The organism is Streptomyces sp. LUP47B, assembly GCF_001746295.1.
Classification (GTDB): Bacteria; Actinomycetota; Actinomycetes; order Streptomycetales; family Streptomycetaceae; genus Streptomyces.
Genome location: NZ_MJAH01000013.1, coordinates 173,451 through 188,884, shown reverse-complemented (window position 1 = coordinate 188,884; position 15,434 = coordinate 173,451). Strand labels below are relative to the sequence as shown.

Annotated in this window: 11 protein-coding genes; 4 read left to right on the top strand and 7 right to left on the bottom strand. The window is 70.3% G+C overall.

Annotated features, from left to right (window positions below):
* Nucleotides 1-42 precede the first annotated feature (42 nt).
* Entirely contained in the window at nt 43-2,238 is a 2,196-nt protein-coding gene (locus BFN33_RS33860; protein WP_069763999.1) for an N-6 DNA methylase, read from the bottom strand.
* 213 nt (nt 2,239-2,451) lie between these two features.
* On the opposite strand from BFN33_RS33860, the gene BFN33_RS33855 reads away from it, so the two are divergent.
* Nucleotides 2,452-3,159, top strand: a complete 708-nt coding sequence (locus BFN33_RS33855; protein WP_069763998.1) for a hypothetical protein — start codon at nt 2,452-2,454, stop codon at nt 3,157-3,159.
* Nucleotides 3,160-3,260: 101 nt separating this feature from the next.
* Nucleotides 3,261-4,055, top strand: coding sequence for a hypothetical protein (locus BFN33_RS33850; protein WP_069763997.1), 795 nt, complete (start codon nt 3,261-3,263; stop codon nt 4,053-4,055).
* 37 nt (nt 4,056-4,092) lie between these two features.
* On the opposite strand, the gene BFN33_RS33845 is transcribed toward BFN33_RS33850, so the two are convergent.
* Complete coding sequence (locus BFN33_RS33845) at nt 4,093-4,836, bottom strand: GNAT family N-acetyltransferase (RefSeq protein WP_069763996.1); 744 nt, start codon at nt 4,834-4,836, stop codon at nt 4,093-4,095.
* A gap of 128 nt (nt 4,837-4,964) precedes the next feature.
* Complete coding sequence (locus BFN33_RS33840) at nt 4,965-5,687, bottom strand: HNH endonuclease family protein (protein WP_176742528.1); 723 nt, start codon at nt 5,685-5,687, stop codon at nt 4,965-4,967.
* Nucleotides 5,688-5,880: 193 nt separating this feature from the next.
* On the opposite strand from BFN33_RS33840, the gene BFN33_RS33835 reads away from it, so the two are divergent.
* A complete protein-coding gene (locus BFN33_RS33835) occupies nt 5,881-6,066 on the top strand; it encodes an antitoxin (RefSeq protein ID WP_069764102.1) in 186 nt (61 codons plus the stop codon).
* A gap of 249 nt (nt 6,067-6,315) precedes the next feature.
* On the opposite strand, the gene BFN33_RS33830 is transcribed toward BFN33_RS33835, so the two are convergent.
* Nucleotides 6,316-7,230, bottom strand: a complete 915-nt coding sequence (locus BFN33_RS33830) for a hypothetical protein (protein ID WP_079141137.1) — start codon at nt 7,228-7,230, stop codon at nt 6,316-6,318.
* A gap of 116 nt (nt 7,231-7,346) precedes the next feature.
* Here BFN33_RS33830 and BFN33_RS33825 point away from each other — a divergent pair, with 116 nt between their 5' ends.
* Nucleotides 7,347-7,949, top strand: coding sequence for a TetR/AcrR family transcriptional regulator (locus BFN33_RS33825; RefSeq protein WP_069763994.1), 603 nt, complete (start codon nt 7,347-7,349; stop codon nt 7,947-7,949).
* A gap of 152 nt (nt 7,950-8,101) precedes the next feature.
* On the opposite strand, the gene mfd is transcribed toward BFN33_RS33825, so the two are convergent.
* The 3 genes from mfd to BFN33_RS33810 all read right to left on the bottom strand — a co-directional run bounded on the left by mfd (nt 8,102) and on the right by BFN33_RS33810 (nt 15,302).
* Entirely contained in the window at nt 8,102-11,632 is a 3,531-nt protein-coding gene (gene mfd, locus BFN33_RS33820) for a transcription-repair coupling factor (RefSeq protein WP_069763993.1), read from the bottom strand.
* Nucleotides 11,633-11,937: 305 nt separating this feature from the next.
* Nucleotides 11,938-14,517 carry an ABC transporter permease gene (locus BFN33_RS33815; RefSeq protein WP_069763992.1) on the bottom strand — a complete coding sequence of 860 codons (2,580 nt, stop codon included), beginning with the start codon at nt 14,515-14,517 and terminating at the stop codon, nt 11,938-11,940.
* Nucleotides 14,514-15,302 (bottom strand): ABC transporter ATP-binding protein, encoded by a 789-nt coding sequence (locus BFN33_RS33810; RefSeq protein ID WP_069763991.1) that lies wholly within the window; start codon nt 15,300-15,302, stop codon nt 14,514-14,516. Before BFN33_RS33810 ends, BFN33_RS33815 begins: the two co-directional genes overlap by 4 nt.
* Nucleotides 15,303-15,434: the final 132 nt, after the last annotated feature.

Sequence of the window (15,434 nt, the reverse complement as noted above, 5' to 3'; positions counted from 1 at the left end):
CGACAACAGGTCACGGGTTGTACCGAACCGTTGTCGACCTGATCAGTCGGGCGCGACCGTTCCGTCGGTGAGCCCGTCGTACATCCCGCGCACGAGCTGCTCTCCGAGCCGGCCCGCGTGCCTGAGCGCCCGCTCGAACTCGTCGAGCGCGCGGAAGCGTTCGCCGTAGCGCCGTTGCTCGTCGAGCGGGAGCCTGGGCAACTGGAGCCTGCGCACGTCCAGGCGGGTCGCGGTGGAGGCATAGCTGCTGGCCTGACGGTTGTTGGCGGTGCCGCGCAGGAAGCCGGCCAGGAACCACGGGTCGAGCGCCGCCGGATCGGGGCGCAGCAGCACGAGGTTGCGCCCCAGGGCGGCGCCCGCGGTCGTCGCGTCGATCACGCGCGCCACCGAGCCCCCGCCCAGCACCGGTACGACGACGTCGCCCGGTTCGGTCAGTACGGCCTCCTCCTGGCTCTCGGGAAGCGTCCCGGAAGGGTCGGCCCCGAAGAGGACGTCGTGGTCGGTGAGCACGGGCACGCGTGCGTGGCCGCCGTTTCCGCCCGTGCGCAGCATCAGGGCTCCTCCGCGCGCGAGTTCGCCGATCGTGGTGAGCGGCCACCGCGCGGGGTGTGCGGCGTCGGCGCGCGGCGGGGTGAGGTCGGCGGTCAGGCGCAGGGTCTCGCCCAGGTGTTCGCGCACGGCCGTGAGCTGTTCGGCGCCGCCGGCCGCCGTGGGGGGTGGCAGGTGGCGGGCGGGAGAGACGTCCACGTCGTCGTCGAGGAGTTCGATGACGGGCAGCGCGCGGGCCAGTCCGGGCCGTTCGGCGAAGCGGCCGGGCCGCCCGAAGGCCTGCCAGGCGTCGAGAACGGCCTCGCGCACGGCCCGCCAGTCCGGCCCGCCGCGCCCCTCCCCGGCGAACTGTCCCACGTCGACGAGGAGCACCTCCGGCTGCGCGGGCGCCTTCTCCGGGCGGCGCAGCACCCACAGGTGCAGCGGGATGTTGTACGGCGGTGCCGCCCCGACCGGCAGGGCGATCACGGCGCGCAGGGCACCGCGGCGCAGCAGGTCGGCGCGGATACGGCGGCCGGAGCGGCGGGAGGCGGCGGCGGGCGGCATGAGCAGGACGCCGGCGCCGTCGTCCTTGAGGCGGGCGAGCGCGTGCTGGACCCAGGCGAGCTCGGACTCGGTGCGGGCCGGGAAGCCGTACTCCCAGCGGGGGTCGTAGGCGAGTTCGTCGTGGCCCCAGTTGCGCTCGTTGAACGGCGGGTGGCACAGGACGGCGTCGGCGCGCAGCCGCGGGTGGGCGTCGGCGCGCAGGCTGTCGCCGACCGCACCGCGCACGGTGGACCAGGTCTGCAGGGCAAGCCGGAGCGTGGTGAGCGCGGCGAGTTCGGGGGCGCTGTCCTGGGCGTAGAGCTCCTGGTCGGGGCGGGTGGCGGCGGCTCGCAGAAGGGCGCCGGTGCCGCAGGCCGGGTCGAGGACGGTACGGGCGGGGCCGGCGAGGTCGGCCATGAGAGCGGCCAGGTCGGCGGGGGTGAGCGTGTACTGGCGCGGGTTGGCGTCGAGGTGCCGGCCGAGCAGGAACTCGAAGGTCTGCCGGGCGCCCAGCTCCGCGGCCAGCTCGGCGACGCCTCGCAGGAGGGGGGCGGAGGGGAGGAGTTCCGGGCTGGTGGGGAGGTGGAGGGCGGGGTGGGTGCGCACAGCGGCGGCGGCGTGAACACCAGGGGAGGTGTGAACACGAGAGGAGGTGTAAGCATCGGAGGCGGGGGGTGCGGGATTCACGACCTCCGCGGTGTTCATGGCGTTCGGGGTGTTCACGGCGGGCGGAGTGTTCACAGCGGGCGGAGTGTTCCTGGCCGACTCGGGTCCGAATCGTGGTGTGAACACCTCCCGCAGCGCCCCCGGCAGCATCTCCGAGAGGCGCTCGTCGGAGCCGGCGCCCACCTCCAGCCAGACCGTCGGGCGGTCGTGGATCAGCAGCAGGAGGCAGCCCGCGTGGGTGAGTGCCGTGACCGGGCCCTCGGGGTGGCCGGAGAGCTGCTGCCAGACGCGTTCCCGCAAGGGGACCTCAGCGAGTTTTCCCTGCTTGCGCAGCCAGGACTCGACCTCGGCGAGCGCGAAGGACGGACTGGTCTCGGTGCCGCCGACCGGCCTCGGGAAGTCGGCGTGCCGACGGCGCCAGTTGCTGACGGCCGCGCGGCCCACGCCGGCCAGCCGTGCGATACCCGCGGCGGTCACCTCAGTCGCGTTGTCCTGCACCCGCCCGCTCCCCTCGTCGTACCGCACCAGCCCTGCGCCACGCGTGTGACGCCGAGCATACCGATGTACGCAAGATCTACCCCTTCACGACCGTGTACACCAATGACATTGTGAATCGTGTTGACTCGGTTCACAGGCTCTGTTCTTATTGACCCAGCGAACGAGGAGACCGCCGAGCAACGGTGGTCGTCGCGTCCGGAGGGGGATACAGCCATGGGCATGAAGGGCAAGGTCGCGCTGGGCGCGGTGGTGGGGGTCGTGGTCATCGGAGTCGTCTCGGCGAACGCCGGGGACAACGGAGACGGCGGCACCTCCGGCGGCACCGGCAAGGGGTCTTCGGCATCCGCGGAGCGGGAGGCCAGGGGCAGGACGAGCACCAAGGACACCAAGGACACCGACAAGGCCGAGGTCGCCGAGAAGAAGGCCGCGTTCGCGGGGGACGGCGACTTCCAGGTCGGTTCGGACATCAAGCCCGGCACGTATCGCACCACCGGCAACGACGACGGCATGTGCTACTGGGAGCGGGCCAAGGACGCCTCGGGCGAGATGGACTCGCTGCTGGCCAACGACAATGTCACCGGCACCAGTTACGTCACCGTCAAGGCCACCGACAAGCTCTTCAAGTCGAGCGACTGCAACGACTGGGAGGCCGTCGACGAGAAGGCGAAGGGCTCCCCCGCCACCCGGATGTCCGGTGACGGCGGAATGTTCGCAGTCGGCGCCGGCATCGCCCCGGGCACCTACAAGTCCACCGGCAACACCGACGACTCCTGCTACTGGGAGCGCACCAAGAACGCCGAGCACGGCATCGAGTCGATCCTCGCGAACGACAACGTCAACGGCACGGCCGTCGTCAGGATCAGCGTCTCGGACGCCTACTTCAAGACGAACGGCTGCAAGGACTGGAAGAAGACCGGCTGAGCCGGCCGGTCCGCTTCCGTCTGCTTTCACTCACCACCGGGGGCGCGCCCCACGCACCCCCGCACCTCATCACCTCACCGCATCCCCACCAAGGAATCACCATGCGTCGTACCGCACTTGCCGCGCTCTGCATCGCCGCCGCGGCCACCGCAGGACTCACCGGCTGCCAGCCGGGCCAGGACAAGGCGGACAGCAGGACGAGCGCGTCCAGCGCATCCGCCGAGCCGGGCAAGTCGGCCGCGAAGAAGGAACCGTTCGCCGGGCTGACCGGCGGCGAGATAGCCGACCGGACCATAAAGGCGACGACCGGAGCCTCTTCGCTGCGGATGAAGGGCGCCATCCCCGATGACGAGAGCGGCGGCACCATCAGCCTCGACGTCCTGCTGAACAAGAGGGGCGAGTGCGCCGGTACCGTCGGCATGGGCGGCAAGGGCAAGGCCGACCTGATCAAGACCGGCGACATCGTGTACATGAAGTTCGACGAGGCGCTCCTGCGTGAGCAGAGCGAGGGAGAGTCGAAGGCCGACACCGACGCGGCCGTGGCCATGCTGGCCGGCAAGTGGACCAAGACGAAGGCGACAGGTCAGGACGCGAAGGACTTCGAGGGCTTCTGCGATCTGGGCGCGGTACTCGACGGCGCCGAGGACAGCAACTCCGACGCGAGCCGCGGCAGGACGGCCACCGTCGACGGGGTGCCGGCGATCACCCTGCACGAGAAGGACGGCAAGGACCGCTACACGCTGTATGTCGCCACCGAGGGCAAGCCGTATCTGCTGCGGATCGACAGCACGGCCGGAGCGGACCAGGGGTCGGTCACCTTCAGCGACTTCGACGAACCGGTTCCGGCGCGGAAGCCGGCCGGCGAGATCGTGGACCTCGACGCTCTCGGCGGCTGAGCCACGCCGGGACGCGGCGCCCCAGGATGCGGCACGCTCAAAGGGCGTGCCGCATCCACACGTTGGGCTCGACGTACACCGCGTACCCGCGCTCCGGCTCGCACCGCACCGGCACCAGCGCCCCGGGCACCTCGACGTCGCCCTGGGTGTCGAAGGGCAGTCCGGTCCAACGGCGCCACTGCTCCAGCGAACCGGACACCGTCATGGAGGCCGGCGCCACCGCGTGGACGACGCCGCCGGCCCGGGCGTGGACGCGCAGCCAGGGGTCGTACGGCAGACCGTCGGGGCGCACCCGGTGGGCGTACTCCTGGATCGGCGTGTGCGGTTCCAGGTGCTTGGCACTGGGGCGGACCGGCGCGACGACCTCGCTGAAGCCGTGGGCGCGGGCGTTGTCACGCATCGCCGCGAGCATCCGGGCGGACAGGCCGTGGCCCTGCAGGCGCGGGTCGACGACGACCGAGATCGCGCTGACCGTGTCGGGCCGTACGCCACGACGCAGATCGTCGAACGCCCACACCAGCACCTCGTCCCAGCCCCGGGCGGGCAGTTCGCCGCGGTCCTCGGGGTGCAGGGCGAAGGGGACGCTGTGGGCGTGCGCGACGATCTCGCCCCGCTCGTCCTCGGCGAACAGCACGTGCTCGGGGAGTTCGCCGGAGATCCGTCCGTAGTGGGCGTTGCCCACGGGGTCCTCGGTCACGAACTCCGGCCAGCTGTTGGCCATGCCGAGCACGCGCTCCCGCATCTCGGGTCGCTCGGCGAGACTCGACACCTTCAGCTCCATGCGATCACCGTAGGCGCGGGACCGCCCACCGGAAAGCGCATTTCCCGCCCGCCCCGGCCCACGACCGCTCGGCGCGAGCCCTGGGGGGAGGGCCCGCGAACCCCGAGGCATACGGTCGGTGCGAGCCCTCAGTCCGCGTGGAACCGCGGCGGTGCCGCCGTCGGATTGCCGCCGGTCGGGAGCTTCTGGCCGGGGCAGCCCGAGAGGACCTTCTTCATCGCGGACTTCTCGGCGGCCGTGACCCACAGGTCGTACTTCTTCTTCACGGCGACCTGGGCGGCCACATACGTGCACCGGTACCCCTTGTTCGGCGGCAGCCAGGTCGCCGTGTCACCGTCCCCCTTGGAACGGTTGGTGCTCGCGTCGACGGCGAGGAGGTTGAGGGGGTCGTTGGCGAGAGCTATCCGCTTGCCGGGGTCCCAGTACTTGGCCCCCTTCTGCCAGGCGTCGGAGAGCGCGACCACGTGGTCTATGTCGACCTGGCTGCGCCCACGCCGGTAGGTCACGTCCTTGCCCGAGTACGGGTCCGACTCGAGCACGCCGTAGGACACCTTGCAGTCCCCGCGGGTGAACTTCACGTCCTCGAGATCGCGTTTGAGTATGTCGTCGCGGGTGTCGCAGTCGTTCGAGTCCGTGTCCGCCCACGCGGTGCCGAACCTGTCGCGCTCGTAACCCGTTTTGGGCGCCCGCCCCTTCACGGTGAGCGACTCGGCGGCGGTGAGGGCCGCGCCCGAACCGCCCGCGCCCCCGGTTTCCTCCGGCCCACCGGTCCCTGTGGTCGTCTCCGCCTTGCACCCGGCCACGGCGAACACCAGCACGACGGCGACCGTCGCCCCGCCCCTCAGACGCATCACGTGCGCCCCTCCCCTTGCAACCCGGTCCGGCCCCCGCAGGGAGCGCCTTCCCTCGTACGGCCTCGCGCACACCGTAGCGAGCGGGCGCACCGCGGCATTCAGGAGGTCCAGACCACAACTGTTCCGGATGGGCATCACGGACATATCGGCCGTATCGTCGTTCCTGAGTCACCTCTGGAAGGAGCTCTGGATGGGCATCTTCGACAGGTTCAAGAGCAACCGCCAAGCACAGGACAAGGCCAAGGACATGTCCGACGTGGCGGAACGGAAGGCCAACGACAGGACGGGCAACAAGTACGAGAGCCAGGTCGACGACGCACAGCGGAAGGTCGAGGGGTCGCTCGGCATGGATCGCGACAGGCCCGAAGAGCCGTAGGGACGAAGAACGACGAGGGCCGTCCGCGGAGGTTCGTCTCCCGCGGGCGGCTTCACGTCCCGGAAGGGGCCATGCGAGCTCATGCCGCAGACGTTCCGGTGGGTCAGCAGGTCACGCCGGCACCCTGAGCTCCGGCCGGCCGTTCCTGCTGAGCACTTCGCCGCGACGACTTGCCCGAGAGAGGTCTACGAGCGGCAGACCCGATGTGGGGCATCAGGGACTACGACATCTCCGTCCTGTCTGTCACTGTCAGACCTTTCCGATACCCAGAGTCGTCTCCGACGGAAGCAGCCCGGAGGACAGCACCGCGACCCAGAAGTCGCCGAGCAGGTCCGCGAGTCGAGCCGTGTCGGCCGTGCCCAGCAACTGCCATGGGGTGGCGGCGAGTTGGTCGGTGTGGTGCTCCACGCGGTGGCGCAGGTCTCGGCCGGCGTCCGTGGCCCCGCCGGTCTCGTCGAGCAGGCCACGGGCCGTCAGACGCTCGCGCGCGGACTCCCATTCCGTCGCGCTCCAGCCTCGGCTCTCGAAGCGTTCCACGGACGCGGCGCCGATCGCGGCGAAGGAGACCAGCGACTCGACCGGGTCGAGGCCGGCCACGAGCAGGGCCGCTATGTGGCCGTCGCCGCGGTGCTCGCGCAGGATCGTCGCCGCCTGCCACAGCTGGAGGTGAGGGGGCTCGGGCCATTCCGACGCGGCGTTGGCCGCGGCGAGCGGACGGCCCGCGGTGTTCACCGCCTCGGCCGCGCGCCGGGCGAGGGCGGCGGCCTCGACCAGCTCGGGGCTGTCGACGCGGTCACCGAATATCGCGCGGTAGGCCCGGTCGATCCCCCGCAGCCTGGCCGCCAGGATCGCGCCGGGCTCGGCGGTCACCCAGGCGGAGTCGATGTGCTGGGCGACCATACGGGGGCTGAAGCTGTAGAAGGCGGACGCCACCCGCTCGGCGCAGACCGGCCCCAACAGCGCGGCACGCAGGGGGAAGTAGCTCGGCCAGCGCTCCTTCGTGTCGTAACCGAGCGCTGCCGCCTCCTCGAAGACCTCTGGCGCGTAGTAGAGCACCGCGTGCAAAGGTTCCAGCAGGTGCCAGAGCTGGCGCACGCGGGCCGGCTCCACGGCGTGCTCCACCCCGCCGGTCTCCATCTCGGTCCTGCCGTCGTGCTTCGACATGACATGCCTCCCCGTCGTCAGCGAAGTCCCTCGAACCCAGCCCGGAACTTGACACTGACTAGATTGCCTCGGCAGCCCGAACTTGTCAATGCCTAGATCGGGCGTAGGCTCTGTCCATGGCATCCGCGGAAACCGACAGGCCGAACCGTCCCGACAAGCAGGACCGCCCCTACCACCACGGCGACCTCCGCCGCGCGATCCTCACCGCGGCCCTCGACGTCATCACCGCCGACGGCCCCGCCGGGCTGAGTCTGCGTGATCTGGCCCGCCGCGCCGGTGTCTCGCACGCGGCCCCGGCCCACCACTTCAGGGACCGCACCGGGCTCCTGACGGCGATCGCCGCCGAAGGCTTCGCGCTGCTCGCGGCCGTCCTCAACGACGCCTCGGACCTCAAGGACGCGGGCGGGCGCTACGTACGCTTCGCCCGCGAACACCCCGCCCACTTCCAGGTGATGTTCGCGCCCGAACTGCTGCGCGCCGCCGACCTCGAACTCACCACGGCCCGCGCCCTGGCCACCGACGCCCTGCGCACCTCGGTCTCAGCCGTGCACGCAGAGGACTTCGGCATCGACAGCCGCCTCGCGGGAGTCGCCGCCTGGTCTCTCGCCCACGGCTTCGCCACGCTGCTCCTCAGCCACAACCTGGACGGCCCGGTCGGCGACCGTGACCCCGAGGAGCTGTTCCGCACCCTCGCGACCACGCTGTTCCGCACACCCTGAGCTCACCCGGTGGCCCGACCGCGGCTCACACCGTCGAGGCCACCCGGTCACTGTCCCTCACCATCGAGGCCACCCGGTCACTGTCCCTCACCATCGAGGCCACCCGGTCACGGTCCCCCGCCGTCACGACCACCCGGTCACGGTCCCCGCCGTCACGACCCCAGGATCGACGTGAGGAACTCCCCCACCCAGCCGAGCAACTCCCGCCCGACCAGCGGCTTTCCGCCCACCTTCGCCGTCTTCGGGCGAGGCACCAGCACCTGGTGCACGGACGGCTTGATGACGGTGCCCGGGTAGAGCCGCTTGACCCGCAACTCCTGCGATTCCCGCAACTCCACCGGCGCGAAGCGGATGTTGGTGCCCTGGAGGACGATCTCGCCGACGCCACACGCGCGTGCGAGCATCCGAAGCCCCGCCACCAGCAGCAGGTTCTCCACCGGTTCGGGCAACTTGCCGTAGCGGTCGACGAGTTCCTCCCGTACGGCCTTGACGTCCTCCTCGGTGTTCACCGAGGCGATCGAGCGGTAGGCCTGCAGGCGCAGCCGCTCGCCCGGCGCGTAGTCGTGCGGGACGTGCGCGTCGACCGGGAGCTCGATCTTGACCTCCAGCGGCGGCTCCTCCTCGACACCGCCCTCCAGAGAGGCCCGGTAGTCGGCGACGGCCTCGCCGACCATCCGGACGTACAGGTCGAAACCGACGCCCGCGATGTGTCCGGACTGTTCGCCGCCGAGGAGGTTGCCCGCGCCGCGGATCTCCAGGTCCTTCATCGCGACGTACATGCCCGCGCCCATCTCCGTGTGCTGGGCGATCGTCGCCAGGCGCTCGTGCGCCGTCTCCGTCAGCGGCTTCTCCGGGGGGTACAGGAAGTAGGCGTAACCCCGCTCGCGGCCACGCCCCACCCGGCCGCGCAGCTGGTGCAGCTGGGACAGGCCGAAGTTGTCGCCGCGCTCGACGATCAGTGTGTTCGCGTTGGAGATGTCGATGCCCGACTCGACGATCGTGGTCGACACGAGCACGTCGAACTTCTTCTCCCAGAAGTCGACGACGACCTGTTCGAGGGCCTGTTCCGACATCTGGCCGTGGGCGGTCGCGATGCGCGCCTCGGGGACGATCTCGCGCAGCCGCGCAGCCGCCCGGTCGATCGACTCCACCCGGTTGTGGATGTAGAAGACCTGGCCCTCGCGCAGCAGTTCACGGCGGATGGCCGCGCCGATCTGCCTCTCCTCGTACGGCCCGACGAAGGTGAGCACCGGGTGGCGCTCCTCCGGGGGCGTGGTGATCGTCGACATCTCACGGATGCCGGTGACCGCCATCTCCAGGGTGCGCGGGATGGGGGTCGCGGACATGGTCAGCACGTCGACGTTGGCGCGGAGCTTCTTCAGCTGCTCCTTGTGCTCGACGCCGAAGCGCTGCTCCTCGTCGACGACGACCAGACCGAGGTCCTTGAACTTGGTCTCCGAGGAGAACAGCCGGTGGGTGCCGATGACGACGTCCACCGAACCCTCGCGCAGCCCCTCCAGGACGGCCTTCGCCTCGGTGTCGGTCTGGAAGCGGCTGAGCGCCTTCACGACCACGGGGAACTGGGAGTACCGCTCGCTGAACGTCCCGAAGTGCTGCTGCACCAGCAGGGTCGTCGGTACGAGGACGGCGACCTGCTTGCCGTCCTGTACGGCCTTGAAGGCGGCCCTGACCGCGATCTCGGTCTTGCCGTAGCCGACGTCGCCGCAGATCAGGCGGTCCATGGGGATCGACTTCTCCATGTCCTCCTTGACCTCGGCGATGGTGGTGAGCTGATCGGGCGTCTCCGCGTACGGAAAGGCGTCCTCCAGCTCGCGCTGCCAAGGGGTGTCCGGGCCGAAGGTGTGCCCCGGGGCCGCCATTCGCGCGCTGTACAGCCTGATCAGGTCGGCGGCGATCTCCTTGACGGCCTTCTTCGCCCGCGCCTTGGTCTTGGTCCAGTCGGCGCCGCCGAGGCGGTGCAGGGTGGGGGCCTCGCCGCCGACGTACTTGGTGATCTGCTCCAGCTGGTCGGTGGGGATGTAGAGCCGGTCGCCGGGCTGGCCGCGCTTGGCGGGGGCGTACTCGACGACGAGGTACTCGCGCGTGGCACCCTGCACGGTCCGCTGGACCATCTCGATGTAGCGGCCGACGCCGTGCTGTTCGTGGACGATGTAGTCGCCCGTCTCCAGGGTGAGCGGGTCGATCGTCTTGCGGCGCCGGGCGGGCATCCGCGCGCCGTCCTTGCCGGCGGCCTTCTGGCCGGTCAGGTCGGTCTCGGTCAGCACGGCGAGTCTCAGCGCCGGGTCGACGAAGCCGTACTCGATCGAGCCGCACGCCACGTGCACGACGGACGGACTCAAGGACGCGAGTTCCGCGTCGAGGCGGGCCGCGATGCCCTCACCGCCGAGCACCTCGACGGTACGGGCCGCGGGGCCGTGCGCCTCGGTCACGTAGACCGCGCGCCAGCCGTCGGCGAGCCAGCCCTTGGTGTCGGCGAGGGCCTTGGCGGTGTCGCCGCGGTAGGTCTCGGGCGCGTGCATGCCGAGCTTGAGGGTGTCCGCCTCCAGTTCGAGATCCGCCGCGAACGGCGACACCGACCACCACATCATGTCCAGCTCGCGCGCGCGGTCGCGGACGTCGGCGATGGCCCACAGGGAGGCCGCGCCGACGTCGATGGGCGCCTCGCCGCCGCCCGCGGTGGCCGCCCAGGACGCCTGGAGGAACTCCTGCGAGGTGGCCACGAGGTCGGACGCACGCGTGCGGACCCGCTCCGGATCGCACACGACGGCCATGGCGCCCTTGGGCAGGACGTCGATCAGGAGCTCCATGTCGTCGACGAGGACGGGAGCCAGGGACTCCATGCCCTCCACGGCGATCCCCTCGCCGATCCTGCCGAGCAGTTCGCCGAGCTCGGGGTGCTCCTCGGCGAGGGCACGCGCGCGTGAGCGTACGTCGTCCGTGAGAAGCAGTTCGCGGCAGGGCGGGGCCCACAGGCCGTGTTCGGCGACCTCCAGCGAGCGCTGGTCGGCGACCTTGAAGTAGCGGATCTCCTCGACGTCGTCGCCCCAGAACTCGACGCGCAGGGGGTGTTCCTCGGTGGGCGGGAAGACATCGAGGATGCCGCCTCGTACGGCGAACTCGCCGCGCTTCTCTACGAGCTCCACGCGCGCATACGCCGCGGCGGCGAGAGCCTCCACGATGGTGTTCAGGTCGGCGGTCTGCCCGGTGCGCAGGGCGACCGGTTCCAGGTCGCCGAGGCCCTTGACCTGCGGCTGGAGCACAGACCGCACGGGTGCGACGACCACGGAGACCGGCCCGGTCTCGGGGTCGTCCGGGCGGGGGTGGGCGAGGCGCCGCAGGACCGCCAGGCGGCGGCCGACGGTGTCGCTGCGGGGGCTGAGGCGCTCGTGCGGGAGGGTCTCCCAGGACGGGTACTCCACGACCCCCTCCGACGGGAGCAGGGAGCGCAGGGCCGCGGCCAGGTCCTCCGCCTCGCGGCCCGTCGCCGTCACCGCGAGCACGGGCCGGCCGGCCTCCCGCGCGAGGGCGGCGATCGCGAAGGGACGGGCCGCCGGTGGGCCGACCAGGTCGACGTGCATGCGGTTGCCGTCCTGGGCCGCCGTGATCGCTTCCGCGAGGGCGGCGTCCTTGACGACGGCGTCGAGCAGACCGTGCAGGCTCATTCTGGGCGGCTTTCGTCCGGGGGGTTTCTGGGGGGTGGGCAACGCGAAGGGCCCGACACAACGAAGGGCCGGGGGGTCTCCAGCCTACGACGGCCTCGGCCCGGCCGTCGGAGCCTGTGGACAACGAGGCCTCGCCGGCGCCGCCCTGTGGACAGTGGAGAACCGACGAGCTGTCCCTGTGGACAACGAAGAACCCGGCGCCGAGAAGTCCCCCGTGACTTCTCGGCGCCGGGCGTTCCCCCGTCCCCCGGGACGGCTCCCCCCATCCCCCCGGGACGGCTCGCTCCCCCATCCCCCCGGGGCAACTACTCGGTCGCGATCGCCTTCAGGACGTTCATCCGGCCCGCCCGGAACGCCGGGATCAGGGCGGCGAACAGGCCCACGAAGGCCGATCCGACGAAGACGCCGATGATTGTCGGCCAGGGGATCTCCAGGACCTTCAGGCCCTCCAGGGCAAGGAGCTTCTGGGCGGTCGCGCCCCAGCCCATGCCCAGACCCAGCCCCAGCAGCGCGCCGAAGAGCGCGATGACCACCGACTCCATGCGGATCATCCGCCGCAGCTGGCGCCGCGAGAGGCCGATCGCCCGCATGAGGCCGATCTCCCTCGTCCGCTCGACCACGGAGAGCGCCAGGGTGTTCACGACACCCAGGATCGCGACGATGATCGCGAGGGCCAGCAGGCCGTAGATCATGTTCAGGAGCTGCCCGATCTGGTCCTTGAAGGCTTCCTTGTAGTCGGTCTGGTCGCGCACGGTGTACTGCGGATAGTCGTGCAGCGCCGACTTCAGCGACTTGTACGCGGCGTCCTGCTGCCCGTCCTTGGCGTTGGCGAAGACCAACTGGTCGAGCGGCATCTTGTCGGCCGGCACGTACTTGGCGAGCGTGGCGATCGAGATGTACTTCGAACCCGCGTCGATGACGACGTCACTGCTGGTGATCGCCCGGACCGTCAACTCGGCGGCGGCACCGTCCTTGAAGGCGACCTTGATCTTCGAACCCAGGTGGATCCCGTGCGCCTTGGCGAACTTCTCGTGCACGGACATCGAGTCGGGCCGGTAGGCGTCGGCGAGCTTCCCCGCGACGGTCTTGGTCTGCAGGTCGGTCGCGTAGGACGGGTCGGCCGCCGTGATGTCCGTGTCCTTGAGCGTCTTGCCGTCAGGGGTCGTGTAGTCGGCCTCCGTGGTCCTGTACTCGGTGACGTGCGCCAGGCCCGGCGTGTCCTTCACGGCCTTGACCGCGGCCGGGGTGACCAGCTGCCCGCTGTCGGACTGGATGATGAAGTCCGTGCCGACCGTCTTGTCGAGCTCGTCCGTGGCCGAGGCGACCATGGACGAACCGACGACCGACAGACAGGCGACCAGCGCGAGGCCGATCATCAGGGCGGCGGCCGTGGCTCCCGTACGGCGCGGGTTGCGCAGGGCGTTGCGCTCGGCCATGCGGCCGACCGGACCGAACACCCTGAGGACGACCGCGCCCAGGACGCGCACCACACCACCCGCGAGGAGCGGGCCGATCACGACGAAGCCGATCAGGGAGAGCACCACGCCGAGGCCGAGCCACAGGGAGCCCTCCTTGGCCTTGTCCGCCTGGGTGACCAGGTAGAGCGCGTAGCCGCCGCCGGCGGTCAGGAGCGTACCCAGCAGGGCCCGTACGCGGCCCGCCTTGGCGTCGGCGGGGGCGCCCGCGTCGCGGAGGGCGGCCATGGGCGAGACCTTGCCCGCGCGGCGGGCCGGCAGCCAGGCGGCCAGCACCGTGACGACCACACCGAGGAGCAGTCCGACCACCGGGGTCGTCCAGGCGACCGTCAGATCGCTGGTCGACAGGTGTATGCCCAGGGAGCTCATGAGTTTCATCAGGCCGACCGCGAGGCCGACGCCGGCGCCGACCCCGAGCACCGAACCGGTCACGCCCAGCAGCAGCGCCTCGACCAGCACGGAACGGTTGACCTGCTTGCGGCTGGACCCGATGGCCCGCATCAGGCCGATCTCACGGGTCCGCTGCGCGACGAGCATCGAGAAGGTGTTGATGATCAGGAAGATGCCGACGAGGAAGGCGATCCCGGCGAAGCCGAGCATCGCGTACTTCATGACGCTCATGAAGCTCTCGACGTCCTTCTGGTTGGCGTCGGCGGTCTCCTTGGCCGTCTGCACCTTGTAGGCGCCGCCGAGTTCGGCCGCGACGTTCTGCTTCAACCGGGCGTCGGTGACCCCGGAGGCGGCCGTGACGTTGACGTTCGTGAACACGCCCGTCTCACCGACCAGGCTCTCCTGGGCGGTCTTGGTGTCCAGGTAGAAGAGCGCGGCACCGGGGTTGGTGACCTGGAACTCGGCGACGCCGGAGATCTTCGCGGTGTGGGTGCCGACCGCGCTGATGACGCCGATCTCGTCACCGAGCTTCAGGTGGTGCTTGTCGACGGTGTCCTTGTCGACCATGACCTGGCCGGAGTTCTTCGGCGCCGCACCGGAGGTGATCTTCATGGTGCGGGCGTCGTTGCGGTTCCAGTTGCCGACGATGGTCGGGCCGCCGCCGGACGGCGAGAGGCTTTCCTTGTCGGCGTCCACGACGGTCACCGAGGTCGAGAAGACGGTTCCCTCCGCCGTCTTCACGCCCTGCGCCTCGCGCACCTTGCCCAGCACGGAGGCCGGCATGACCGGCGGCTTGCCGTTGTCCGAGGTCGTCTCGCCGCTGTCGGAGGCGCCCTTGGCGCTCACCGTCACATCCGAGGACGTGGCCGCGAAGAGCTTGTCGAAGGTGGTGTTCATCGTGTCGGTGAACACCAGCGTCCCGCAGACGAAGGCGACCGACAGCAGGACCGCCACGGCCGACAGGGCCATGCGTCCCTTGTGCGCGAAGAAGTTGCGCATGGAGGTCTTCATGACGGTCATGACGTACGCCCCCGGGCGTCGAAGTCCTTCATGCGGTCCAGGACGGCCTCCGCGGTGGGCTTGTACATCTCGTCGACGATCCGGCCGTCGGCGAGGTACAGCACGCGGTCCGAGTACGAGGCGGCCACCGGGTCGTGCGTGACGATCACGATGGTCTGCCCGAGCTCGTCGACGGAGCGGCGCAGGAAGCCCAGTACCTCGGCACCCGCGCGCGAGTCGAGGTTTCCGGTCGGCTCGTCACCGAAGATGATCTCGGGACGCGCCGCCAGGGCGCGGGCCACGGCGACACGCTGCTGCTGTCCGCCGGAGAGCTGGGTGGGCCGGTGCTTGAGTCGGTCGGAAAGTCCAACGGTGTCCACCACGCGTGCGAGCCACTGCTTGTCGGGCTTGCGCCCGGCGATGTCCATGGGCAGCGTGATGTTCTCGAGCGCGTTGAGCGTCGGCAGCAGGTTGAACGCCTGGAAGATGAATCCGACCCGGTCCCGGCGCAGCTGTGTGAGCTTCTTGTCCTTCAGGCCGGTGATCTCGGTGTCGTCGAGGTAGATCTGACCGCCCGTCACGGTGTCGAGACCGGCGAGGCAGTGCATGAGGGTGGACTTGCCGGACCCCGAGGGGCCCATGATCGCGGTGAACTGTCCGCGAGCGATGTCCACGTCCACATGGTCGAGGGCGACGACGCGGGTCTCGCCGGACCCGTATGCCTTGACGACCTGCCGCGCCCGCGCGGCAACGGCCGTACGCCCTCCAGTGCCCCCGTGCCTGGTGATGGTTACAGCCGATGTCACGGTATTTCTCCTATGTCGGTCAGTGAATCAACAGCCGATCAGCAGGGCGATCGGTTCGTTGCTTGGGTACGACGTTCAGTCTGGTGCCGCGAGACGGTCCGGCGCGCTGGTGCTCAGCACCCTCTTCTACGG

Coding starts and splice junctions, on each gene's coding strand:
- BFN33_RS33840 (WP_176742528.1), bottom strand. CDS start 5,687: ATGCGTCTGAGGGGCGGGGCGACGGTCGCCGTCGTGCTGGTGTTCGCC.
- BFN33_RS33825 (WP_069763994.1), top strand. CDS start 7,347: ATGGCATCCGCGGAAACCGACAGGCCGAACCGTCCCGACAAGCAGGAC.
- BFN33_RS33835 (WP_069764102.1), top strand. CDS start 5,881: ATGGGCATCTTCGACAGGTTCAAGAGCAACCGCCAAGCACAGGACAAG.
- BFN33_RS33830 (WP_079141137.1), bottom strand. CDS start 7,230: ATGTCGAAGCACGACGGCAGGACCGAGATGGAGACCGGCGGGGTGGAG.
- BFN33_RS33845 (WP_069763996.1), bottom strand. CDS start 4,836: ATGGAGCTGAAGGTGTCGAGTCTCGCCGAGCGACCCGAGATGCGGGAG.
- BFN33_RS33815 (WP_069763992.1), bottom strand. CDS start 14,517: ATGACCGTCATGAAGACCTCCATGCGCAACTTCTTCGCGCACAAGGGA.
- BFN33_RS33855 (WP_069763998.1), top strand. CDS start 2,452: ATGGGCATGAAGGGCAAGGTCGCGCTGGGCGCGGTGGTGGGGGTCGTG.
- mfd (WP_069763993.1), bottom strand. CDS start 11,632: ATGAGCCTGCACGGTCTGCTCGACGCCGTCGTCAAGGACGCCGCCCTC.
- BFN33_RS33850 (WP_069763997.1), top strand. CDS start 3,261: ATGCGTCGTACCGCACTTGCCGCGCTCTGCATCGCCGCCGCGGCCACC.